18 protein-coding genes are annotated in these 21,454 nt (G+C 72.5%); 6 read left to right on the top strand and 12 right to left on the bottom strand.

From position 1 onward, the window contains the following. Nucleotides 1-11: 11 nt before the first annotated feature. From AC1VWI_RS11475 to AC1VWI_RS11495, 5 genes are all read right to left on the bottom strand, one after another. Nucleotides 12-341: a winged helix-turn-helix transcriptional regulator gene (locus tag AC1VWI_RS11475; protein ID WP_499516775.1), complete on the bottom strand. Its 330-nt coding sequence runs from the start codon at nucleotides 339-341 to the stop codon at nucleotides 12-14. 545 nt (nucleotides 342-886) lie between these two features. Beyond that, entirely contained in the window at nucleotides 887-1,636 is a 750-nt protein-coding gene (locus AC1VWI_RS11480) for an SDR family NAD(P)-dependent oxidoreductase (RefSeq protein WP_499510872.1), read from the bottom strand. Nucleotides 1,637-1,711: 75 nt separating this feature from the next. Further along, on the bottom strand, nucleotides 1,712-2,113 hold the full coding sequence (locus AC1VWI_RS11485) for a MerR family transcriptional regulator (RefSeq protein ID WP_499510873.1): 402 nt from the start codon (nucleotides 2,111-2,113) through the stop codon (nucleotides 1,712-1,714). Nucleotides 2,114-2,279: 166 nt separating this feature from the next. Next, nucleotides 2,280-3,827, bottom strand: coding sequence for an MFS transporter (locus AC1VWI_RS11490; RefSeq protein ID WP_499510874.1), 1,548 nt, complete (start codon nucleotides 3,825-3,827; stop codon nucleotides 2,280-2,282). A 208-nt stretch (nucleotides 3,828-4,035) separates the two neighbouring features. After that, entirely contained in the window at nucleotides 4,036-4,878 is an 843-nt protein-coding gene (locus tag AC1VWI_RS11495; RefSeq protein ID WP_499510875.1) for an alpha/beta fold hydrolase, read from the bottom strand. Between the two features lie 329 nt (nucleotides 4,879-5,207). Here AC1VWI_RS11495 and AC1VWI_RS11500 point away from each other — a divergent pair, with 329 nt between their 5' ends. Continuing rightward, the gene (locus tag AC1VWI_RS11500; protein WP_499510876.1) at nucleotides 5,208-5,585 is read left to right on the top strand and encodes a nuclear transport factor 2 family protein; all 378 of its coding nucleotides are present in this window, start codon (nucleotides 5,208-5,210) and stop codon (nucleotides 5,583-5,585) included. 408 nt (nucleotides 5,586-5,993) lie between these two features. On the opposite strand, the gene AC1VWI_RS11505 is transcribed toward AC1VWI_RS11500, so the two are convergent. After that, nucleotides 5,994-6,752 (bottom strand): LysR family transcriptional regulator substrate-binding protein, encoded by a 759-nt coding sequence (locus AC1VWI_RS11505; RefSeq protein WP_499510877.1) that lies wholly within the window; start codon nucleotides 6,750-6,752, stop codon nucleotides 5,994-5,996. 59 nt (nucleotides 6,753-6,811) lie between these two features. Between AC1VWI_RS11505 and AC1VWI_RS11510 the strand changes: the two genes are divergently transcribed. The 4 genes from AC1VWI_RS11510 (at nucleotide 6,812) to AC1VWI_RS11525 (ending at nucleotide 10,170) form a co-directional block, all read left to right on the top strand. Continuing rightward, entirely contained in the window at nucleotides 6,812-7,207 is a 396-nt protein-coding gene (locus AC1VWI_RS11510) for a DUF5997 family protein (RefSeq protein WP_499510878.1), read from the top strand. Nucleotides 7,208-7,634: 427 nt separating this feature from the next. Beyond that, nucleotides 7,635-9,095: an aldehyde dehydrogenase family protein gene (locus tag AC1VWI_RS11515; protein WP_499510879.1), complete on the top strand. Its 1,461-nt coding sequence runs from the start codon at nucleotides 7,635-7,637 to the stop codon at nucleotides 9,093-9,095. A 32-nt stretch (nucleotides 9,096-9,127) separates the two neighbouring features. Next, nucleotides 9,128-9,871, top strand: a complete 744-nt coding sequence (locus tag AC1VWI_RS11520) for a nucleotidyltransferase domain-containing protein (protein ID WP_499510880.1) — start codon at nucleotides 9,128-9,130, stop codon at nucleotides 9,869-9,871. Nucleotides 9,872-9,966: 95 nt separating this feature from the next. Then, complete coding sequence (locus AC1VWI_RS11525; RefSeq protein WP_499510881.1) at nucleotides 9,967-10,170, top strand: DUF1918 domain-containing protein; 204 nt, start codon at nucleotides 9,967-9,969, stop codon at nucleotides 10,168-10,170. Nucleotides 10,171-10,246: 76 nt separating this feature from the next. Here the strand turns inward: AC1VWI_RS11525 and AC1VWI_RS11530 are convergent, their stop codons facing one another. Further along, nucleotides 10,247-11,539: a glycoside hydrolase family 10-like protein gene (locus AC1VWI_RS11530; protein WP_499510882.1), complete on the bottom strand. Its 1,293-nt coding sequence runs from the start codon at nucleotides 11,537-11,539 to the stop codon at nucleotides 10,247-10,249. Between the two features lie 314 nt (nucleotides 11,540-11,853). On the opposite strand from AC1VWI_RS11530, the gene AC1VWI_RS11535 reads away from it, so the two are divergent. After that, nucleotides 11,854-12,717, top strand: a complete 864-nt coding sequence (locus AC1VWI_RS11535) for a 3-hydroxybutyryl-CoA dehydrogenase (protein WP_499510883.1) — start codon at nucleotides 11,854-11,856, stop codon at nucleotides 12,715-12,717. On the opposite strand, the gene AC1VWI_RS11540 is transcribed toward AC1VWI_RS11535, so the two are convergent. From AC1VWI_RS11540 to pheS, 5 genes are all read right to left on the bottom strand, one after another. Further along, the gene (locus AC1VWI_RS11540; RefSeq protein WP_499510884.1) at nucleotides 12,708-15,299 is read right to left on the bottom strand and encodes an AAA family ATPase; all 2,592 of its coding nucleotides are present in this window, start codon (nucleotides 15,297-15,299) and stop codon (nucleotides 12,708-12,710) included. The genes AC1VWI_RS11535 and AC1VWI_RS11540 overlap by 10 nt on opposite strands. Nucleotides 15,300-16,003: 704 nt before the next feature. Further along, complete coding sequence (locus AC1VWI_RS11545; protein WP_499510885.1) at nucleotides 16,004-16,297, bottom strand: hypothetical protein; 294 nt, start codon at nucleotides 16,295-16,297, stop codon at nucleotides 16,004-16,006. A gap of 88 nt (nucleotides 16,298-16,385) precedes the next feature. Next, nucleotides 16,386-17,561, bottom strand: coding sequence for a PP2C family protein-serine/threonine phosphatase (locus AC1VWI_RS11550; RefSeq protein ID WP_499510886.1), 1,176 nt, complete (start codon nucleotides 17,559-17,561; stop codon nucleotides 16,386-16,388). Between the two features lie 218 nt (nucleotides 17,562-17,779). Further along, on the bottom strand, nucleotides 17,780-20,281 hold the full coding sequence (pheT, locus tag AC1VWI_RS11555; protein WP_499510887.1) for a phenylalanine--tRNA ligase subunit beta: 2,502 nt from the start codon (nucleotides 20,279-20,281) through the stop codon (nucleotides 17,780-17,782). Next, complete coding sequence (gene pheS / locus AC1VWI_RS11560) at nucleotides 20,281-21,414, bottom strand: phenylalanine--tRNA ligase subunit alpha (RefSeq protein WP_499510888.1); 1,134 nt, start codon at nucleotides 21,412-21,414, stop codon at nucleotides 20,281-20,283. Before pheS ends, pheT begins: the two co-directional genes overlap by 1 nt. Nucleotides 21,415-21,454 lie beyond the last annotated feature (40 nt).

Consider the following 21,454-nt stretch of genomic DNA (forward strand, 5'->3'; position numbering starts at 1 on the left):
CGTCGCGCCGGTCAGCGGCAAAGGGCCAGTTCGCCGTCGGCTCGGGCGGCGTCCTCATCGTCGAACAGATACTCCTTCGCCCAGGAGCGCAGTTCCCGAAGGGCCGGACGGAGTGCTTCGCCGGCCTGGGTAAGTCGGTAGCTCACGTGTAGCGGGGGACCAGGGTCGACCTCGCGGACGAGCAAGCCCGCCTCTCCGAGCTCGGTGAGCCGGTCGGAGAGCATGCGCTCGCTGATGCCGGGGATCGAACGGCGCAACGCAGCGAAGTGTGCAGGGTGCTGCATGAGTGCCGCCATGATCAGCCCGTTCCATCGCTTTCCGAGTAGCTCGAAGCTGCGCATCAGGCCCGAGCTGACAGCCGCGCACTGATGCGCGGTGCGCTCCGTGTGTCCCACGACGTATGCCTTCCTGCAAGTGAGCGTGCTGTTGACGGAGTACGAGAGCGTGCGGGCCGTCGCATGTCGGACGCGCTCAGCTCGCTGCAGTGCGAGTAGGTGGTGTTGCGCTTGCCGGTGACCAGGCCGGGCGTGGCCGGTTGGCCGCGGAGTGCAGTCGCCGGCCTGGCTTCACCGATGTCCTCGGGTCCGGCGGCGCGGGGTCTTCCGGCCGCCGGACCCGGGGTCGCGCCGCATCCTCGTCCCCACGGGATGAGCGCGATCGGGGCCGTCTCCGCTCATGCGGCCCCGGTCCGGGAGGCCACTCGCGGAGTGGCCCTTGTGGGACGTCGGGATGTTGTGGCGGTAGGTGTGGGCGCCGAAGTCGTCGCGCTGGGCCTGGAGCAGGCCGAGGACGGATGTATGGACAGACTCGGCTACGGCGGGACTCCGGTGCCATGGGCCGTCCTTGGGGCACCGGAGCCCCGCACGCTGGGCTTGCTGCTCCCGGGCTAGATGCTGGCTCCGCCGTCGACGGTCAATCGCGCGCCCGTGATGAACGCGGCGTTCCCGCTCGCGAGGAAGACGACCGCCTTGGCGATGTCGTCGGTCGTACCGAAGCGGCCGAGGGGCGTCATTGCCACCTGGGCTGCGGCGAACGGGCCGTCCGCAGGATTCATGTCGGTGTCGGTCGCTCCGGGCTGAATGACGTTGACGGTGATGCCACGCGGGCCGAAGTCACGCGCCCACCCGCGTCCCAGCATGTCGATCGCGGCCTTGCTGGCCGCGTACTCCGCAGCGCCAGGAACGACGATCCGGTGGGCGACGATGCTTCCCAGCAAGATGACCCGCCCGCCGTCGGACAGGTAGCGAGCCGCGGTATGCGTCGTGGCGATGGTTCCCATGATATTGGTGGCCATCATCTGCTGGATTCCTTCGAGGTCGTCCAACTGACCGACTCCGCCGGTGACGGCGATTCCGGCGGAGTTCACCAGGACGTCAATTCGTCCGCCGAACTGCTCGGCGGCCTGGTGGACGGCGGCCGCTGCTTCCTGGGGAGCGGACTGGTCCGCCTGCAGAGCGAATGCCTTCACCCCCAGGGCAACCAGTTCGGCGACGACGCCTTCGGCCTGCTCGCGCGACTTTCGGTAAGTGATGGCAACACTTGCCCCCTCGCGCGCCAGGCCACGGGCGATCTCGGCACCGATACCGCGCGACCCTCCGGTCACGAGCGCGGTCCGTCCTGTCAATGCCTTGGGCATGACGATATCTCCTTATGCAATTCAAATGGCTTGCGCGTACTCATTGGAGGCTAAAGATTGACGCTAGTGTCAAGGTCAAGTTTGACCGCTGTGACGTCCGTCACCACGCGTGTCCGCGCTCATGAGGCGGAGATAATCCCTGATGGCGGTGCGGTTGCGTGACAGCACCTCGATGCGGCGGTCTATGCTGCGGATGTGCTCCCGCAGCGCGGCAAACTCTTCGTGGCTCAGGGCATCGCAGGTGACCTGAGCATTGCAATCCTGGTGTCCGAGCCAGGGCAGCACGGTGCGCAGAAGACGCGACGGAAGTCCTGACTCAATGAGCTCGCGTATCTGCACTACCAGCTCCACGGCCGTATCCTCGTACAGCCGGTAGCTGTTGCTTCCACGCCCCGGAGTGAGCAGCCCTTGCTGTTCGTAATAGCGGAGCATGCGTGGCGTAACTCCTGCTTTTTCGGCAAGTTCGCCGATCGTCATCACGGTGATCGTCTCTCCAGATGCGCTGTTCCGGCAGCATGGCCAAAAGCGTTTCCTGCGCGAACTCAGGATTCCCTTTCGGGCTGCCCTCCACGGCGCTCGCCCATCACAGCGCCTGCCCGAGTGCGACTACGTGGCGGCCGTCCGCTGAGCCAGTGGCCGGTGGTCAGTGCGCGACGACCGGCGCCACGAGCTGATCCTGCGCGTCCTCCCCGTCACCGGAAGAAGCCGAGGCGGAGCCCGGACGGTTGGCATTGACGAAAGCGAAGGCGATCAGTGAGGCGAGCGCCAGGATGCCGACGGCAAACCAGATCGCCGAGGTGTAGCCGTGCACCATGCCCTGGAGCTGGACCAGTTGCGCCTGCGGTTTTGAGGTTGCGCTGGCAGCGTGGTCCTTGACGAACGATGTCGTTGCCGAGGCGGCGATCGTGTTCAGCAGGGCTGTGCCGATCGCGCCGCCGACCTGCTGCGAGGTGTTGACCATGGCGGAGGCGACGCCGGCGTCTTGAGGCTGGATGCCCTGTGTGGCGAGGGACATGGCGGGCATGAACGCCGTACCGATGCCGAGGCCGAGCAAGACTGTCGCAGGCAGCAGCAGAGCGGCATACGTCGATCCGATCTCCAACCGGGTGAGCAGCAGCATGCCGATGCCAGCGACCAGGAAGCCGGGGCCCATGAGCAGACGGGGCCGGACGCGGGTCATCAGGCGGGCGCCGATTTGGGTCGAACCCGTGATCATGCCGGCCACCATGGGGATGAACGCGAAACCAGTCTTGATCGGGGTGTAGCCCTTCACGACCTGCAGGTAGTAGGTCAGGAAGAGGGACAGGCCGAACAGGCCGATGACAGCGAGGCCGAGCGAGATGTAGACGGCACCCCGGTTGCGGTCAGTGACCACGCGCAGTGGCAGCAGTGGCGCCCTGACCTTGGACTCGATCAGCGTGAAAGCGCTCAGCGACACCAGGGCCGCCACGAACATCGAGATGGTGACGGCGTCGCCCCAGCCGGCGGACTCGGCGCGGGTGAAACCGTAGACGAGGGAGACCAGGCCAAGGGCAGAAAGGACGACTCCAGGCATGTCCAGAGGGGAGCGGTTGCTGCCGCCCTCGGGCTCACGGATGACGAAGTAGGCACCTGCGCAGGCGACGACGGCGAAGGGGACGTTGACGAAGAACGTCCAGCGCCAGTCCAGGTACTCCGTGAGGAAACCGCCGAGGAGCAGGCCGACCGCGCTGCCACCACCGGAGATGGCGCCGAAGATGCCGAACGCCTTGGCGCGCTCCTTGGCGTCGGTGAACATCACCGAGAGCAGGGAGAGCGCGGCGGGGGCCAGCAGGGCACCGAAGACGCCCTGCAGAGCACGAGCGCCGAACATCATCGGGCCCGAGGTAGCCGCCCCGCCGAGCACGGAGGCGAGGGCGAAGCCGATCAGGCCGAACACGAAGGCGCGCTTGCGGCCCCACAGGTCGGCGATACGGCCGCCGAAGAGGAGCAGGCCGCCGAAGGCAAGAGCGTAGGCCGTGATGACCCACTGCCGGTTGCCGTCCGATATCCCCAGGTCGCCCTGGGCTGAGGGCAGCGCGATGTTCACGATCGTGGCGTCGAGGATGACCATCAGCTGGGCGAGCGCGATGAAGATCAGCGCCTTCCAGCGGTCGGCGTCACTGCCGCTCGGCGCGGCGGCTCGGGGAGCCTTGGTAACTGCATGTGACATGGGAGTACCCACTTCGGGACTTCGTTGCGGAAGGAAACTGCTGGAGCCGGAAGGGGCGGGTGCGCACGGATGTCCGGGAGAGGGGACCGTGTCGCGGCCCCCGACTCATTGGCCTGTGGTCAGGGGTGCCGCGGATCCTCCAGAGCGACGGTCCCCGGTCTGCGAACCCCGGCCCGGTCCGTCCTGCCGCGCAGGGTAGGAACGGCTGTCAGGCGAAGAATTTGTGGAGTTCGGCGGCAAGGGTTTCGGGCTGCTCCTCTGCCATGTAATGGCCGGTGTCCTGGACGGTGACGAAGCGGGTGTCGATGGCGAGTTCCTTCACCGCTCCCTCGATGGCGCCGATGACGAGCGGGCCGCCGAGTGCCAGGACAGGCATGGTGAGCTTGGAGTAGGTCTCGTTGTCGGCCAGGTCCTGGTGGATCGCGCCGTACCAGGCGAAAGCCGCCCTGATCGCGTCGGGGTCGTCGTAGGCCGCCGCGTAGACGGCCCGGTCCTCCTCGCTGATCTTCTCGGGGTGGACCGCGAAGTGGTCGATGGCCCAGTCGATCACGTGCCGGAATCGTCCGGCGAGGAGCTTCGCGGGCAGTTCGTCGATGTGGCTCAGCGAGTACCACCAGGGGTTCCATCCGCCCGGCTGGGGGAAGGCGGGGATCCCGAGGTGGGCAGGAGTGAAGGTGGCACCTTCCCAGACGGCCAGCTTCTTGGTGGCCTCGGGGTGGTTGGCAGCGAAGCTGTAGGCGACCGTGGAGCCCATGTCTCCGCCGGCTATGTTGACCTGCTCATATCCCAGGCTGCGGACCAGTTCGTGGACGTCCTTGGCCATGTTCTTCTTGTCGTAGCCGTCGGCGGGCTTGTCCGATTCGCCCATGCCCCGGATGTCCACGGCGATGACACGGAAGTGCTGGGCCAGCGGGGCCATGACCCCGCGAAGAGCGTGTGTCGTGCGGGGCCATCCCTCCATGAGGACGAGGGGTTCGCCTTCACCGCCGATGACGTAGTGAAGACGGGTTCCGTTGACCTCGGCGTAGCCGTGTTCGAATCCTTCGAGCATGGTTGGTTCTCCTGTTGTGATCCCGGCAACGTGCCGGAGGTTGAGGACGTGCACGACGCGGCTCTGCTGCCGATGCCACTGCCTGGGCGGTCCGTCGCACTGGCGACGACCCGGCGTCTTCGCGCCAGGTGCTGCCGCCCGGATTCCTCGCCGCGTCCGCGACGTGGCCTGACCTGGAAACCCCTGAGCGACACCGGCAACCCTACTTGATACTGAGTGTCAGCCTAGCCATTGCAGCTCTAACCTGCAAACAAGGTTTGAATCTCGGTTAGGATGCTGAAGGCGAGGCTCACTCGCACTTGACCACACGAGTCCCAGGGAGAGGCACCATGCCCACCGAAGAGCACATGCGCGCAGCCCTGCAGAGGTATCTGGACGCGCTCAACAACCACGACGTCGCCGGCGCCGTCGCCTTGTTCGCGGACGGCGCCACGCTGGAGGACCCTGTCGGCACCGGCGTCGCCGATGCCGCCGAGCGCCTGCCCAAGATGTTCGACCAGGTGCCTGCAGGGTCGACGTTCACCTTGGACACCCCGATCCGTACGTCGCACGGCTCCGCGGCGGCAATGGCCTTCACCGTCAGGGCCGTCGTCGACGGCGCACCCGTCGAGGTCCGGTCGGTAGACGTCATGGAGTTCGACGAGTCCGGGCTGATCACTCACATGAACGCCTACAACGGCCCGTCCGACGTCGTCTTCGGCCAGTAGGCACTACGCCGGCCAGACCTACGTCCCGAAGGGCCGTACTCCCACTCGGTGGTCCGGGGGCGAGATGCGGCCCTTCGCCGTTGTCATACGGCAGCGGACCAGGGTGAGACCGCCCTGCTGGGCTTCGCCGGCGCGGTCCACCGTCGCGCCCGGCACCAGGGCGCGCGGCGTCCACGAGCCCGGAACCGTGAAGCGTGCGACAGAACCCCGACCCGAAGGAGAGAACACCATCTGCGGAGCGAAGGCTGGCGGCCCCGGCCTGACACGCCGACCGAGACGATCATTCAGGGTTCCGGACACTGGGCGAACTTTCCGCAGGTCAGCCCGCCGGGGCGACGGAGCCCGGCCCGGCGCCTCCCCGCTCCGGCGGGATCCGGGCCGTATCGTCCGTGCCCGCCCTCACCGCGTCTACGACCGGCGGCGGGGCTTGCCGCGCTTCGCGGGGCGGGGGGTCTTGGCGGACGTACGGCCGGACGACCTGCCCGCCGCGGGCTTGCGCCGCGCCGCCCCCTCCTCGGGGCGCTGCTTCTTCGGCTGCGGCTGGGCCTGGGCCTGGGTACGACCGCGGGTGCTGTTGACGGTGCGGCCGCGCACGATGCCGATGAAGTCCTCGACCCGGTCGGTCGTGGTGTCCTCGCGCCACGACAGGGCGACCCGCGACTGCGGGGCGTCGACGACCGTGCGGTAGGTGAGGTCGCGGCGGTGGTGCAGACGCGCCAGCGACTGCGGCACGACGAGCACCCCCACGCCCGCCGCGACGAGCTCGACCGCGTCCGCGGTCGTGGCCGGGCGCTCGATCGCGGGCCGCCCGGGGAGTTGCTCCCACTCCAGGGTGTCGTCGAGGGGGTGGAACACCACGTCGTCGGCCAGGTCCGCCAGCAACACCTCCTCGGCGGCCGCCACGAGGTGGTCCTTGGGGACGACGACGACCGTCGTCTCCGTGTAGAGGGGGATGGCGCTGAGGTCCGTCCGGTCGATCGGCAGCCGTACGAAGCCCGCGTCCGCGTCGAGGCCGCGGAGCATCCCGGGGACCTCGGCGGCCGTGACCATGACGAGCTCGAGCGGGACGTCCGGCAGCCGCTCCTGCCAGATCCGCACCCATTTGGCGGGGGTCACGCCCGGGACGTAGGCGAGGCGGAACGAGGGGGGAGCTTCCGAGCCGGTCATCCGGCCAGGCTACCCCGGCGCCGGTCGGGGACCGCTCCCGCGATCGATATCCTTGGGGCATGACGTCGCACCAATCCGCCCAGACCATGAAGCCCGCCACGGCGGCGAAGAAGCTGGGTGTGTACCTCGAGGCCACCCCCGCCGAGTTCCGGGAGGGCGTCGTGTCGCGCGACGAGCTGAACGCGCTGCAGGCCGACCCGCCCGAGTGGCTCCGGGAGCTGCGCCGCAACGGCCCGCACCCGCGCCCGGTGGTGGCGGCGAAGCTGGGCATCTCCAACTCCGGCCTCGCCCGCGGCGGGGTCACCGAGGCGCTCACCACGGAGCAGATCGAGGCCCTGAAGCAGGAAGAGCCCGAGTGGCTGCAGAAGGAGCGCGCCACCCAGGCCGAGGTCCGCAAGGAGGCCGCCCGCCTCAAGGAGCGCGACGCGGAGCGCGCCGACGGCGCCGACGCCTGACGCCCCCTCTCGCCGCCGTACGCCGCCCCGCGCCCACCGCGCGGGGCGGCGTCGTTCCGGCACGCCACCCGGACCCGCCGACGGCTTGGGCACCGTTGGGGGTACCGGCGCCGTCCGCCAGGCGGCCGACCGGCGCCCTCGCAGGCGCCGTCTCCCCCCGCGTCGGGTTCACGAAGCGCCGGGGACCCACCTTCCGGAGCCGCGGCCCGAGCGCCGTCCCGGCCTTCCGGCGGGCCGGGCGCAGGCCACCGCGGCCTCGCGGAGCGAAGGCCGGACCCCGGCGCGGGCGGGCTCCGGCCACCCTCACAAAGCACGTTCCGGTCCGTTGACAGCGCGGTGGGTGCGTCGCAGACTCAGTGCTCAAACGTTCAATGAACGATAGTTCACTGTGCGAACGAAGGCGTTCGCGTGCCAGACAGGGGCTGCCATGACCATCACCCGCGAACTGCTGATCGGCGGCAAGGACGTCCCGGCCGTCTCCGGACGCACGGCCGAGGACGTAAGCCCCTTCACCGGGGAGGTGTACGCGACCGTGGCCGCCGGGGGTGCCGAGGACATCACTCGGGCGGTGGACGCGGCCGAGGCCGCGTTCCCGGAGTGGGCGGCGCTCAGCCCGTTCGCACGGCGCAAGATCTTCCTGACAGCGGCCGACCTGCTGGAGGCCCGCACCGAGCAGGCCGCCGAGATCATGGCGCACGAGGCCGGCGGCACGCGCCCCTGGGCGTACTTCAACGTCGGGCTGGCCGCCAACATCCTGCGCGAGGTGGCCGCCGCCGTCACCGCGCCGCGCGGTGAGGTGCTGAGCGCGCAGGAGGAGGGCGTCCTCGGCATGGCGGTGCGCGAGCCGGTCGGCGTCGTGGGCGCCTTCGCGCCGTGGAACGCCCCGCTCATCCTGGGTGTCCGCGCGGTCGCCGCGCCGCTGGCGGCGGGCAACACGGTGGTGGTGAAGCCGAGCGAGGACGCCCCGGTGGCCTGCGGCCTGTTCGTCGCGGACGTGCTGCGCGAGGCCGGGCTGCCCGACGGGGTGCTGAACGTGGTGACCAACGCCCGTGAGGACGCGGCGGAGGTCGCCGAGGCCCTCATCGCCGACCCGAGGGTCCGCATCGTCAACTTCACCGGGTCGACCGAGGTCGGGCGGATCATCGGCACCCATGCCGCGCGCCACCTCAAGCCCGCCGTGCTGGAGCTCGGCGGCAAGAACGCGATCGTCGTGCTGGACGACGCCGACGTGGACTACGCCGTCGACGCCGCCGTCTTCGGCGTCTTCCTCAACTCCGGGCAGATCTGCATGTCCGGCGACCGGATCCTCGTCCACGAGAGCCTCGCCGAGGAGTTCACGGCCAAGTTCGCCGCCAAGGTCGGCACGCTGCCCTCGGGCGACCCCTCGCACCCGCACACCGTGATCGGCCCGCTGGTGAGCTCCGCCTCCGCGCGGCGCGTCGCGGAGCTGGTGCGGGACGCGGTCGCCAAGGGCGCCACCGTGCTGACCGGCGGCGGTGAGCCGGACGGCGCGGTGCACCCGGCCACCGTGCTGCGGGACGTGCCCAAGGACGCGGAGGTCTACTACGGGGAGGCCTTCGGCCCCGTCGTCACCGTGGTCTCCTTCGCCGACGACGACGAGGCCGTGGCCCTGGCCAACGACACCGACCACGGTCTGACCGCGGGCGTCATCACCGAGAACGGCACGCACGGGCTCGCCGTCGCCCGCCGGCTGCGCACCGGCATCGTGCACGTCAACGACCAGTCCGTGGCGGACGAACCGCAGGCGCCGTTCGGCGGCTTCATGGCCTCCGGCTACGGCCGCTTCGGCGGCCGCTGGGGCCTGGAGGCGTTCTCCAACACCCGCTGGGTCACCCTGGCCACGCAGCAGGCGCACTACCCGTTCTGAACCCCGTGCCGAGCGGAGCGTAGGGTCCGGCCATGGACGATCCGGTCGGCGCGGCCCGCGCCCTGCTCGCAGAACGCTTCCCCGACGCCCTCGGCGGCTTCCTGGGCGGGTCCACGGCCCGCGGTGAGGGGACGGCGACGTCCGACCTGGACGTGGTCGTCGTCCTCGATCCGCCCGCCGGGTGCCACGCGGAATCGTTCACCTGGGGCTCCTGGCCGGTCGAGCTCTTCGTGCACACCTCCGAGTCGGCGCGTGCCTTCATGGGGTGGGACCGCGACCGCGGCAGCGGCACGATGGCGTTCATGTGCGCGCGGGGCGTCGTCCTGCTCGACCGCGACGGCACCGCCGCCCGGCTGCGCGACACAGCGGAGCGCATCCTGGCCGCCGGCCCGCCCGCCGTCCCGGACGCCGAGCGCGACCACCGGCGCTACGCCGTCACCGACCTGCGCGACGACCTCCTCGGCGCCCGGGACGAGGAGGAGCTCCTCGCCGTGGCCGCCGCCCTGCTGGACCGCTCCGCCGAGCTGCTGCTCGCCACGCGCGGCCACTGGCGCGGTGGCGGCAAGTGGCTGCCCCGCAGGCTGCGCGAGGCCGAGCCCGAGCTCGCGGGGCTCCTGCTCGGCGGTTACCGGGATCTCGTCCGCGGCGGCCCGCGCGAGCCCTTCGCCGCGGCGGTCGACGCGGTGCTGCACGCCTGTGGCGGCCCGCTGTGGGCGGGTTACCGGCGCACCCCCGACCCGCGCATGCTGGCGGAACTCGGCCTGCGGCCGGACTGAGCCCCGGGCCGGGTTCCAGAGGGTGCGGAGCGGACGCCCGAACCTAGACTGGAGGGGCAAGGCTGCGGACCGCCGAGTTCTCAGGAGGTCTACCGATGCACGCGAACAAGGGTGACCGGGTCAGGCAGCACGGGCGGGTAGTCGGCCAGCACGACAAGGTGGCCGAGATCGTCGAGGTCATGGGGCAGGAGGGCGAGCCGCCGTACCGGGTCCGGTACGACGACGGGCACGAGTGCATCCTGTCCCCCGGACCGGACTCGACGGTGGAGCACGGGCGGGGCGCGACCCCGACCCGCTGAACCGTTCCGCACCGGATCGTGCCGGACCGCGGCCGTCGCACCACGCGGCCGCGGTCCCGCTCGATGGCGCCCCCGGTCAGGGGCGGGGCGTGCGGACCCGCGTCGTGTAGTGGTCGGCGACGACCCGGGACATCGCCCCGATGGGGTCGGCGGCGACCTCCTTGGCGGAGAAGAAGACGTTGCCGAGCACCTGGGGATGCTTCCGGTCCAGTTCGAGGTGGCGGGAGAGTTCGGCCGGGTCCTGCCAGGCCTTGGCCTCGCCCGCGGCGCCCGCGCGGTACAGGGCCTCACCGATGTAGAGCTGGACGCGGGTGCCGTCGACGACCTGGGCCCACCAGGGCACGATCGTGGCGTAGTCGGCGACGTCGAAGCCGATGTGCCAGTACACCTGCGGGACGATGTAGTCGATCCAGCCCTTGCGGACCCAGCCGCGCGTGTCGGCGTAGAGGTCGTCGTACGTCTGGACCCCGCCGCGGGTGTCGGAGCCGCGCGGGTCCGTGCGGCGGTTGCGCCAGACGGCGAAGGGGCTGACGCCGAAGCGGGCGGCGGGGCGGAGCGCCCGGATGCGGGCGGCGGTCTCGCTGACGAGCAGGTCGATGTTGCCGCGCCGCCAGGACGCGAGGTCGTCGAAGCCCTCCCCGTAGCGGGCGAAGGCGTCGTCGTCGGCGAAGTGCCGGCCGGCGACCGGATAGGGGTAGAAGTAGTCGTCCCAGTGCACCCCGTCGACGGGGTAGCGGCGGACGGCGTCGAGCATGGCGTCCTGCACGAAGCGCCGCACCTGGGGGATCCCCGGGTTGTAATAGAGCTTCCCGCCGTAGGCGACGAGCCAGTCGGGGTTGACCCGGGCCGGGTGGTCCGGGGAGAGCCGTTCCGGGTCGTCGTGGGTGGCGACGCGGAACGGGTTGAACCAGGCGTGCAGTTCCAGCCCGCGTGCGTGCGCCTCCGCCACGGCCGTGCCGAGCGGGTCCCAGCCGGGATCCCGCCCCTGGACACCGGTCAGGAACTCCGACCAGGGCTCGTACGGGGACGGCCACAGCGCGTCGGCGGTCGGCCGGACCTGCATGACGACCGCGTTGAGGCGCCGCTCGACGGCGAGGTCCAGGTAGCCGAGGAGTTCGTCGTGCTGCTGACGGGCCGACAGCCCGCGGGCCGAGGGCCAGTCGCGGTTGGCGACCGTCGCCAGCCACATGCCGCGGAACTGCCCCGGCGCGCCGGGTCCGCCCGTCGCCGCCCCGGCCGGGCCCGTCGCCGCCCCGGCCACCGCCCCGGCCGTCCCCTCCGCCGCCCTCGCGACCTCGCCCGCGGCGAGGACGGTGCCCAGTGCCCCTGCGGCGCCCGCGGCGAAGCTCCTGCGTGAGAGTCGGCGCATGGCTGTCCCCTGATCGCCCGTCATATTCATATTTGGCTGATACTGGGCCGAATCGGTCCGTCCGGCAACCTCCCCGGACCCCGGCGTGTCCGGGGTGCCCCCGGGCCCCGCCCGCCCCGTGCGGCGCCCGTGCCGCCTCCGGCTCGCGGGCGGCACCGGTGGTGTCGGGGCCGGTCAACGGGGCGGCCGGGCCCGTCGGGGCGGGCCGCACCGGGACCCGGACCGGTACGCCGGCCGGGTGTAATGTCGAGCGGGCTGGTCCGGACCTCACGACGGTCCGGGTCTCCATCTCGCGATCAGGGAGAGGCTGGGCGTTGAACGACGACATCCGTTATGTCGGTGTGGTGGGCTGTGGCCAGATGGGCGCGGGTATCGCCGAGGTGTGCGCCCGGGCCGGACTGGAGGTCCGGGTGGCGGAGACCACCGGCGAGGCCCTGGAGCTGGGCCGGACGCGGCTGACGAGCTCGCTGCAGAAGGCTGCGGAACGCGGCAAGATCACCGAGGAGGAGCGCGACGCCGCGCTCGAGCGCCTCTCCTTCACCACCGACCTGGGCGACTTCGCCGACCGCGACCTCGTCATCGAGGCCGTCGTCGAGAACGAGCAGGTCAAGACCGAGATCTTCCAGGTGCTCGACCAGGTGGTGACCCGCCGCGACGCGATCCTGGCCTCGAACACCTCCTCCATCCCGCTGGTGAAGCTCGCCGTGGCGACCTCCCGCCCGGAGCAGGTCCTCGGCATCCACTTCTTCAACCCGGCGCCGGTGCAGAAGCTCGTCGAGCTGATCCCCGCCCTCACCACCGACGGCCAGACGCTGGTGCGCGCCGAGAAGCTCGTCACCGACATACTGGGCAAGCACCCGATCCGGGCCCAGGACCGCGCGGGCTTCGTGGTCAACGCGCTGCTCATCCCGTACCTGCTGTCGTCGATCCGGATGTTCGAGACCGGCATCGCCAGCCGTGAGGACATCGACAACGGCATGGAGATGGGCTGTGCCCACCCGATGGGCCCGCTCAAGCTCTCCGACCTGATCGGGCTGGACACCGTGGCCTCGGTCGCCGACTCGATGTACGAGGAGTTCAAGGAGCCGCTGTACGCCGCTCCCCCGCTGCTCCAGCGCATGGTCGACGCGGGCCGGCTGGGCCGCAAGAGCGGCCACGGCTTCTACGACTACGTGTAGTTCGGCGTCCGCGCCGTCGTCTCCCGCCGCGCGTCGAGCCGGGCCAGTTCCGCCCTGGCCCGGGACTCGACCGGGGCGGCGCCGACCGCGGAGCTGATCTCCAGGGCCTCGACCAGGGCGCCCCGGGCCGCCGACGCCCGCCGCGGACGGCGCTCGGCGGCGCCCAGCACGATCAGCGTGCGGGCGAGGTCGATGGGGAGCGAACGGCCGCGCAGCCGGTCGGCGGCGGCCTGGATGCGGGTGACGCCCCGCTTGGAACGGCCCAGCACGCAGTCGCGCAGCCCCTCGGCGCGGTCCAGGGCGGACTGCACGCTGGCGGAGGGCCGGGCCCCGGCGCGGCGGCGCGCGGCGCGCAGGATCTCGGCGGCGCAGTCCGTGTCGCCGAGGATGACGGTCGCCTCGGCCAGATCCCCGTACCAGCGCAGCATCACCGGGTCGGCGATGCCCATCGTCTCCCCCAGCCTGCGCACCTGCCGCAGGGTCTCGACGGCCGCCGCGGTGTTCTCCCGCCCACCGGCCAGCAGTTGCGCCCGGCCGCGGACGCCCAGGGCCCGCAGCAGGAAGAGCTGGTCCCCGTCGGTCATGCAGGCCCGGATGGTGCGGTCGGCGAGCTCCAACGCGCGCTCCAGGCGCCCCCCGGCGGTCTCGGCGAGCGCGGCGGCGTACAGCACCGGCGGTGAGTCGCTGCCGGCCCTGACGGGGAGCACGGCGCAGCGGGCGACGTTGTCCAGTGCCTCGCGGCAGCGTCCGGACCGCACTTGGATGCGGATCAGCGCCACCAGCGTGGCCGCGGTCTCCTCGACCGAGGCGTACTCGCCGGTCCTGCCCAGGAGACCGGCCACCTCGCCCTCCGCCTCGGTGATGCGGTCGGCGTCGGCGGCCAGGATCGCGCGGGTGCGCACCAGTTCGCGGGCGCCGGGCCCGTCGGGCGCCACCGGGAGACCCAACGCCTCGCCCAGCGCCGCCTCGGCGGCGGCCGCCTCGCCGTGCAGCGCGTGCAGCCGGGCGAGCAGCGCCAGGGCGGCCACGCGGGTGTCGACGGCGCCCGCCTGGACCGCGATGTCGGCGGCCCGGCGGGCGTGGGCGGAGGCCTGCGCGGGCCGCCCGCCGATGAGGTGCCGCAGGGCGGCCCAGTGGTGCAGCCGGGCCTCCAGCTCGGGATGCCCCTCGGCCTCCACCAGGCCGTCCGAGATGAGGCGGCCCGCGGCGCCGAGCGCCTGACCGGCGTTGCCGAGCATGATCAGCCGGGCCAGTACCCGCTGCCGGGTGGAGGCGGCCTCGGCGAGCACGGTCTCCGCGGCCCGGTCGGCGTCCCCCCGCAGCCCGGCGTCGCTGGCGTACTCGGCCGCGGCCAGCAGCCGGTCGGCGCGCTCGGCCGGGCGGTCCTCGGGGGTACGGCGGACCGCCAGGGCGGCCAGTTCCGCGGCGGTGGCGGGGGCGCCGCGGCGGCGCGCGGACCCGGCGGCGGCGGTGAGCGTGGCCGCGGTGGCCTCGTCGGCGTGCGGGTGGGCCAGAGCCAGGTGCCGCGCCTGTTCCACGGGCTCGGGGACCACGCGGGACAGCAGCTTGTGCGCGGTGCGCCGGCCGTGCTCGGGGGCGTCGGTGTACACGGCGGCCCGGATCAGCGGGTGCTGGAAGCGAATCGTTCCTTCGGCGTCGGCCGCGGCGACCCCCAGGCTCTCCGCGGTGCCCAGGTCGCCCTCCGGGTCCGGGATCCCCGCGGCACCGAGCAGCGGCAGCGTGGGGCGGGCCGCGGCGCTGGCGACCAGCAACGTCTGCCGGGCGGAGGCGGGCAGCAGCCGCACCCGGTCCAGCAGCAGGTCGCGCAGCCGCGGCGGCACGGACAGCACGTCCCCGGCCTCGAAGGGCGTGCCGTCGCGCAGCAGCGCGCGGCCGAGTTCGAGGGCGTACAGCGGATTGCCCGCGGCCGTGTCCTGGACGGCCCGCACGGCGCGCTCGGGCAGCTCCGCCCCGGTGTCGTCCAGCAGCAGCTCCGCCACGTCGCCGTCGGACAGCGGAGGCACGAGCAGCGCCGTGGTGCCCGGCGGGCAGCACCGCAACCCGGGCGGCTCCTCGCCCTCCACGACCCGCTCGGCTGCCAGGAAGCGCACGCCCTCGCCCGGCGGGAGCCGCCGCAGCGCGAGCGACAGGACCTCCGCGCTGGGCACGTCGAGCCACTGCAGGTCGTCGACGACGATCAGCACCGGACCGGCCGCCGCGAGCGCCCGCAGCAGCTCGACGGCCGCGTCGCGCACCCCCAGCCGGCTCTGCGTCGCGACCGGCTCGTGCCCCCGCAGCAGCGCCGCCCGCAGCGCGGCCCGGGGCCCCGCGGTCAGCCCGTCGACGTACTCCTCCGGCACACGGGCGAAGAGGTCCATCAGCGCCACGAAGGGCAGCTTGGCGTCCTCCTCGACGGGCACCGCCCGCAGCACGGAGCCTCCCGGCGGGACCTCGTCGGTCAGCGCCGCGAGCAGGGCGGACTTGCCGATCCCGGCCGCTCCGTGGAGCAGTACACCCGGACCGGCGGTCAGCTGTGTCCGGGCATGGTCGAGGATCTCCCGACGCCCGATCAGGGACGGCATATGCTCATGACAACGTTTGCCCAACTGCCTTGTCAATGGCCGCAGTCACGTCGCCCTCCGGGTTGCCCCATGTCGCCCCTTGCGGCCGGTTGTCGTGTGCGGCTCCGTTGCGCCTGCGGCGGGCGGTTCTCCCGCCGCCCGCCCTCCCCCAGCCTTCGGCCGGGGGGACCCCCACAGCGCTCGCGGTTTATCCCTGCAGTGTTCGGCGCCGGGTCCGCCGCTCGTCGCTTCCGGGCGCACTCCGCCACACCCCCTCCCGTGTGTTGGGGCGACTGACGGCCGGTGGGGGTGAGTAGGGCACTTGTGGCGACCCCGGACCGCCCTCTGACCCCGTCCGGCCGTTAGTCGCCTACACGACTGGAGGGGGTGTGGCGGGGTGCGCCCATGGGGTCCCCCCGGCCGAAGGCTGGGGGAGACGAGCGGTGGGCGCGGTGCCGGATGATGTGGAACAACGCCGCGAGCGCCGAGGTGGGGGTCCCCCCGGGCCGAAGGCTGGGGGCGTACGCCGGCGCGGCACCGACCCCACAACGACCGCGCGAGGCGGTCACTGACCGCGCTGGATGGGGGTCCCCCCGGCCGAAGGCTGGGGGAGGGCGGGAGGGCGGGCGGGGGATGCCCGCCGCAGGCGCAAACGACCCGCACCCGAACGACAGGCCGCAAGGGGCACCCCGGGGCGCAGACGAGCCGCACACGGCGACACGGGGTCAGGCAACCCCATCGGGATGAGGCAGAAGCACCACACGGTGCGCCCCCGCATCCGCGGCCACCGCGCTGTCGCACGCCGCGACGACCGTGATTCCCGCGGCCGCCACGCGCCGCAGCTCGCTCCACGCGCCGCGGCTGATGACGGTCGTCGTGACGGAGGGACCCCGGCTCCAGGGTGCGCTGTTGAGGGCGAGCTGCAGCGCCGAGCGCTGCGGCCCGGGGGGGCCGACCACGGCGATCAGTTCTCCCGTGGGCGTGGACAGTTCGGCTCCGGTGACGGTGGAGGTTGCCATGCCTGCCCCTCTCCTCGTTCTGGCCGGTATACGAGCAATGGGCGTTTCGCTCGGGGATCGACCCAGGTTTACCAAGGATTGGGCCGGATCAAGGGCGCGGCACTCCGGGAACGCCGGTTGCGGTGGGGGCGGCGGCCGTCTGGGCGGGCACCCCGGTGGCGTCCCGGTGGAGCACGAGCAGCGCCATGTCGTCGGTGAGCCGCCCCCGCGTATGCCGCAGGAACGATGCCCGCACCCCGTCGACCAGGGACCGCGCGCACAACGCGCCGCCGCGGGCGGCCGCCTGGGCGGCCCCCTCCAGGGCCGGCAGCAGGGGGAAGAACTCCCCGGCGGCGTCCCGGGCGTCCATCACGCCGTCGGTGTGCAGGAACAGCGCCTGGCCGGGGAGGAGTTCACCGCACGGGACGGCTTTCGTGCCGGGACCGGGGTCGAACAGACCGAGCGGCGGGAACGGTTCGCCGGAATCCAGCGGGTGGGCGCGCAGGTGCCCGGGGCGGCCGGGGCGGAGCAGGTACGGCTGCGGATGGCCGCAGTTGATGACCTGGACGTCGCAGTCCTCGCCCAGTTCGAGCAGCATCAGGGTCACGAACTCCTCGGCGGCGTGCGAACGCCCCCGCAGGTGCCGGTGGAGCGCCCGGTCCAGGCGCCGGAGCACGCCGGCGAGCTCCGGCTCGTCGTGCGCGGCCTCCCGGAAGCTGCCCAGCAGCGCGGCGACGGTGCCGATGGCCTCGAGACCGTGGCCGCGCACGTCGCCGATGACCGCGCGCACGCCGTGGGGCGTGGCGAGCACCTCGTACAGGTCGCCGCCGACGCGGGCACCGCGGCTGGCCGAGAGGTGGTCGCCGGCCACCGCGAGGCCGTCGACGTGCTGCGGCAGCGGGGGCAGCAGCACCTGCTGGGCCGCGAGGGCGATCTCCCGGGTGCGGTCGAGCTCGGCGGCGAGCCGGGCCCTGCGGTCGACGAGCAGGAAGCAGACGGCCAGGACGGCGAGGACGGCGACCTCGGTGCCGAGCCGTTGCCCGGTGTCCGGCACCGCGACGGCCGCCACGGCGAGCGCGCCGCTGGCCAGGACGCAGCGGCGGCGTCCCGTCCCGGCGCAGGCGATCACGGGGGCCGCGACCACGGCGGGCACCCACTGGACTCCCCCGGGCACCGCGTAGACCAGGCCCAGCACCGCGGCCACCCACAGCCCCGGCAGCGACAGGAGCGCGAGCCCCCGCGCCCTGTTGCCGTTCGGGCGGCCCACTGCCCTGGGTCGGATCATGCCTCGGGGCTCCCCCTGAAGCCGTTGACGCGGTCGGCGACGACACAGCCCCCGCGTCGAGTGGGCCCTGGTTCGCGATCGATTGTGGCGACTCGGCGCGACGAACCGGATACCCAGTGGAGCCATTTCACCCGATCGGGCTACGTGACCGGCGGGAACGCCGGTGGGGCGCACCCGGCGGACCGGGGGCGCCCCACAGGGACCCGCATGCGTGCGCCTCAGGCGCCGCGCAGGGCCGCTCCCGTGTTCTCCGCCGCGGCGGCGACGGCGGCGTCACGGGCCGCGGAGGCCTCCTCCGCGGTGAGCGTACGGTCCGGGGCGCGGAAGCGCAGGCTGTAGGCCAGCGACTTCTTGCCCGCGCCGATCTGCTCACCGGTGAAGATGTCGAACAGCCGCAGCGATTCGAGCAGTTCGCCGGCGCCGGAGCGCAGGGCGCCCTCCACCTCGGCGGCCGGGACGGAGGCGTCCACGACCAGGGCGACGTCCTGGGTGGCCACCGGGAAGGTGGACACACGGGGCGCGACGACCGGGCCGCCGGCGGCCCGCTCCAGACGGTCGAGGTCGAGTTCCATGGCGGAGGTGCGCTCCGGCAGGTGCAGCGCCTTGATCACCCGCGGGTGCAGCTCGCCGGCGTTGCCGACCAGCACCTCCTCGCCGTCGACGACCGCGAGGAGTGCGGCGCAGCGGCCCGGGTGGAAGGGTGCCTGCCGGTCCTGGCGGACGATCAGCTCGACCCCGGCCTCGCGGGCGACGATCCGGCCCGCCTCGATCGCGTCGGCCGACCCCGCGGGACGGCCCGCGCCCCACCAGCCGGCCTGCTCACGGGCTCCGGCCAGGACGACGGCGACGCGCCGCGGCTGCCGCGGCAGGGCGGCGTCCAGCGCGGCGATCTCGGCGTCGGTCGGGCGCCGGTCGACCGGCAGCCGCGGCGGCGCGGGCTCCTCACCGCTGGGGCGGAAGACCAGGCCGGTCTCGAAGAGCGCGAGGTCGTGCGCGCCGCGCCCGACGTTGCGGCGCAGCGCGCCGAGCAGGCCGGGGAGCATGGACGTGCGGAGCGCGGGCTCCTCGTCCGACAGCGGGTTGGCCAGCTTGACGGTGATGCGGCGCGGGTCGTCCGCGTCGAGACCGAGCTGGTCGAAGACGGCCTCGCCGAGGAACGGGTAGTTCTGCACCTCGACGTAGCCGGCCCCGGCGAGGGCCCGGCCGACCCGGCGGCGCAGCTTCTGCGACTCCGTCAGTCCGCGGCCGGAGGGCAGGTTCGGCAGGGTGGAGGGCAGGTTCTCGTAGCCCTCCAGCCGGATGACCTCCTCGGCGAGGTCGTTGGGGTCGCGCAGGTCGGGCCGCCACGACGGCACGGTGACGATCAGCTCGTCGGCGCCGTAGACGTCGCAGCCGACCTGCTGCAGCCGGCGCACCACGGTCTCGCGGCCGTACGCCATGCCCGCCACCTTGTCCGGGTGGTCGGCGGGGATGGTGAGGGTGTGCGGCGCCGAGGGCGCGATGACCTCGGTGACGCCCGCCTCGGCGGTGCCGCCCGCGAGCAGCACCAGCAGGTCGACGGTGCGCTGCGCGGCGGCGGCCGCGGCCTGCGGGTCCACGCCGCGCTCGAAGCGCTTGGACGCCTCGGAGGACAGCTTGTGGCGGCGCGCGGTGCGGGCGATGGCGACCGGGTCGAAGTGCGCCGCCTCGATGACGACGTCGGTCGTCGAGGCGCCGGTGTCGTCGATCTCGGTGTTGGCGCCGCCCATGACCCCGGCCAGGCCGATCGGCCCGCGGTTGTCGGTGATCACCAGGTCCTCGGCGTCCAGGACGCGGACCTGGCCGTCGAGCGTGGTCAGCTTCTCGCCCGGCTGGGCCCGGCGGACGCCGATGGCGCCCTCGATGCGGTGCCGGTCGTACGCGTGCAGGGGCTGGCCGAGCTCCAGCATCACGTAGTTGGTGACGTCCACGGCGAGCGAGATCGGGCGCATGCCGGCCTTCTGCAGCCTGCGCTGCAGCCAGATCGGCGAGCCGGCCTCCGGGTCGAGCCCGGTGACGGTGCGCGCGGTGAAGCGGTCGCAGCCGACCGGGTCGGCGACCCGCACCTCGTAGCCGTAGGAGTTCGGGCCGGGCACGTCGAGCAGCGCCGGGTCGCGCAGCGGCAGACCGTAGGCGATGGCGGCCTCGCGGGCGACGCCGCGCAGGGACAGGCAGTAGCCGCGGTCCGGGGTGACCGCGATGTCCAGCACCTCGTCGACGAGCTCCAGGAGCTCTATGGCGTCGGTGCCGGCCTCGTGCTCCGGCGGCAGCACGATGATGCCGTCGTGGTCGTCGCCCATGCCGAGCTCGCGGGCGGAGCAGATCATGCCGTGCGAGTTGCGGCCGTAGGTCTTGCGCGCGGAGATCTCGAAGTTACCGGGCAGCACGCCACCGGGGAGGATGACGACGACCTTGTCGCCGACGGCGAAGTTGCTCGCGCCGCAGACGATCTCCTGGGGCTCGCCGGTGCCGTTCGCGGTGCCGACGTCGACGGTGCAGAAGCGGATCGGCTTCTTGAAGCCGCTCAGCTCCTCGATGGTGAGCACCTTGCCGACGACCAGCGGGCCCTTGAGCCCGGCGCCGAGCTGCTCGACGGTCTCGACCTCGAGGCCGGCGGAAATGAGCTTGGCCTGGACGTCGCGGCCGGACTCGCCGGCGGGCAGGTCGACGTACTCCCGCAGCCAAGAAAGCGGGACCCGCATCAGATCTCCATCCCGAACGGAAGGGTGAAGCGCACGTCACCCTCGACGATGTCTCGCATGTCCTCGACGTTGTGACGGAACATCAGCATGCGCTCGATGCCGAAGCCGAAGGCGAAGCCGCTGTACTTCTCCGGGTCGACGCCGCAGGCGGTGAGCACCCGGGGGTTGACCATGCCGCAGCCGCCGAGCTCGATCCAGCCCTCGCTGCCGCAGGTGCGGCAGGGACGGTCCGGGTTGCCGACGGACTCGCCGCGGCAGACGTAGCAGACCATGTCCATCTCGGCGGACGGCTCGGTGAAGGGGAAGTAGTTCGGGCGGAGCCGGGTGGTGATGTCCTCGCCGAAGAGCGACTGGACCATGTGGTCCAGGGTGCCCTTGAGGTCGGCCATGGTCAGGCCCTCGTCGACGGCGAGCAGCTCGACCTGGTTGAACACCGGGGTGTGGGTGGCGTCCAGCTCGTCGGAGCGGTAGACCCGGCCGGGGCAGATCACGTAGACCGGCGGCTCGCGGTCGAGCAGGGAGCGGATCTGCACCGGGGAGGTGTGGGTGCGCAGCACGACGCCGCTCTCCTCCGGGCCGGAGCCCGCGGGCTTGTCGCCCTCGACGAAGAACGTGTCCTGCATGGTGCGGGCCGGGTGGTCCGCCCAGATGTTGAGGGCGTCGAAGTTGAACCACTCGGCCTCGACCTCGGGGCCCTCGGCCACCTCGTAGCCCATGGCCACGAAGACGTCCTCGATGCGCTCGGAGAGCGTGGTCAGCGGGTGCCGGGCGCCGCGCGGGGCACGGTCGTACGGCAGGGTGACGTCCACCGCCTCCTCGACCAGCACACGCTCGTCGCGCTCGCTCTCCAGTACCTCCTGGCGGGCCTTGAGCGCCTGGTTGACCGTGCCGCGGGCCTGGCCGACGCGCTTGCCCGCGTCCGCCTTGGCGTGCGGCGGCAGTGCGCCGATCTCACGGTTGGCCAGGGCGAGCGGCGAGCGGTCCCCGGTGTGGGCGACCTTGACCTCGCGCAGCGCGTCAAGGTCGGCGGCCTCCGCGATCGCGGCGAGCGCCTCGTCGCGCCGGCGCTCGATCTCTTCCGGTTTCAGTGCCTCGACCTCGACAGGGTCGTACGACTTGTTCGGTGCCGACATTTCTTCCCGTTCCGATGTGGGTGATGGCGTGGCCGACCTG

The sequence above is a fragment of the Streptomyces sp. TOM-9 genome (assembly GCF_056858595.1).

Bases quoted from the DNA above. Each gene is read 5' to 3' on its own strand.
- AC1VWI_RS11500 (WP_499510876.1), top strand. From the start codon at position 5,208: ATGCCCACCGAAGAGCACATGCGCGCAGCCCTGCAGAGGTATCTGGAC.
- AC1VWI_RS11545 (WP_499510885.1), bottom strand. From the start codon at position 16,297: ATGGCAACCTCCACCGTCACCGGAGCCGAACTGTCCACGCCCACGGGA.
- AC1VWI_RS11495 (WP_499510875.1), bottom strand. From the start codon at position 4,878: ATGCTCGAAGGATTCGAACACGGCTACGCCGAGGTCAACGGAACCCGT.
- AC1VWI_RS11485 (WP_499510873.1), bottom strand. From the start codon at position 2,113: ATGACGATCGGCGAACTTGCCGAAAAAGCAGGAGTTACGCCACGCATG.
- AC1VWI_RS11480 (WP_499510872.1), bottom strand. From the start codon at position 1,636: ATGCCCAAGGCATTGACAGGACGGACCGCGCTCGTGACCGGAGGGTCG.
- AC1VWI_RS11540 (WP_499510884.1), bottom strand. From the start codon at position 15,299: ATGCCGTCCCTGATCGGGCGTCGGGAGATCCTCGACCATGCCCGGACA.
- AC1VWI_RS11510 (WP_499510878.1), top strand. From the start codon at position 6,812: ATGACGTCGCACCAATCCGCCCAGACCATGAAGCCCGCCACGGCGGCG.
- AC1VWI_RS11550 (WP_499510886.1), bottom strand. From the start codon at position 17,561: ATGATCCGACCCAGGGCAGTGGGCCGCCCGAACGGCAACAGGGCGCGG.
- pheT (WP_499510887.1), bottom strand. From the start codon at position 20,281: ATGCGGGTCCCGCTTTCTTGGCTGCGGGAGTACGTCGACCTGCCCGCC.
- AC1VWI_RS11475 (WP_499516775.1), bottom strand. From the start codon at position 341: ATGCGCAGCTTCGAGCTACTCGGAAAGCGATGGAACGGGCTGATCATG.
- AC1VWI_RS11505 (WP_499510877.1), bottom strand. From the start codon at position 6,752: ATGACCGGCTCGGAAGCTCCCCCCTCGTTCCGCCTCGCCTACGTCCCG.
- AC1VWI_RS11525 (WP_499510881.1), top strand. From the start codon at position 9,967: ATGCACGCGAACAAGGGTGACCGGGTCAGGCAGCACGGGCGGGTAGTC.
- AC1VWI_RS11520 (WP_499510880.1), top strand. From the start codon at position 9,128: ATGGACGATCCGGTCGGCGCGGCCCGCGCCCTGCTCGCAGAACGCTTC.
- AC1VWI_RS11490 (WP_499510874.1), bottom strand. From the start codon at position 3,827: ATGTCACATGCAGTTACCAAGGCTCCCCGAGCCGCCGCGCCGAGCGGC.
- AC1VWI_RS11530 (WP_499510882.1), bottom strand. From the start codon at position 11,539: ATGCGCCGACTCTCACGCAGGAGCTTCGCCGCGGGCGCCGCAGGGGCA.
- pheS (WP_499510888.1), bottom strand. From the start codon at position 21,414: ATGTCGGCACCGAACAAGTCGTACGACCCTGTCGAGGTCGAGGCACTG.
- AC1VWI_RS11515 (WP_499510879.1), top strand. From the start codon at position 7,635: ATGACCATCACCCGCGAACTGCTGATCGGCGGCAAGGACGTCCCGGCC.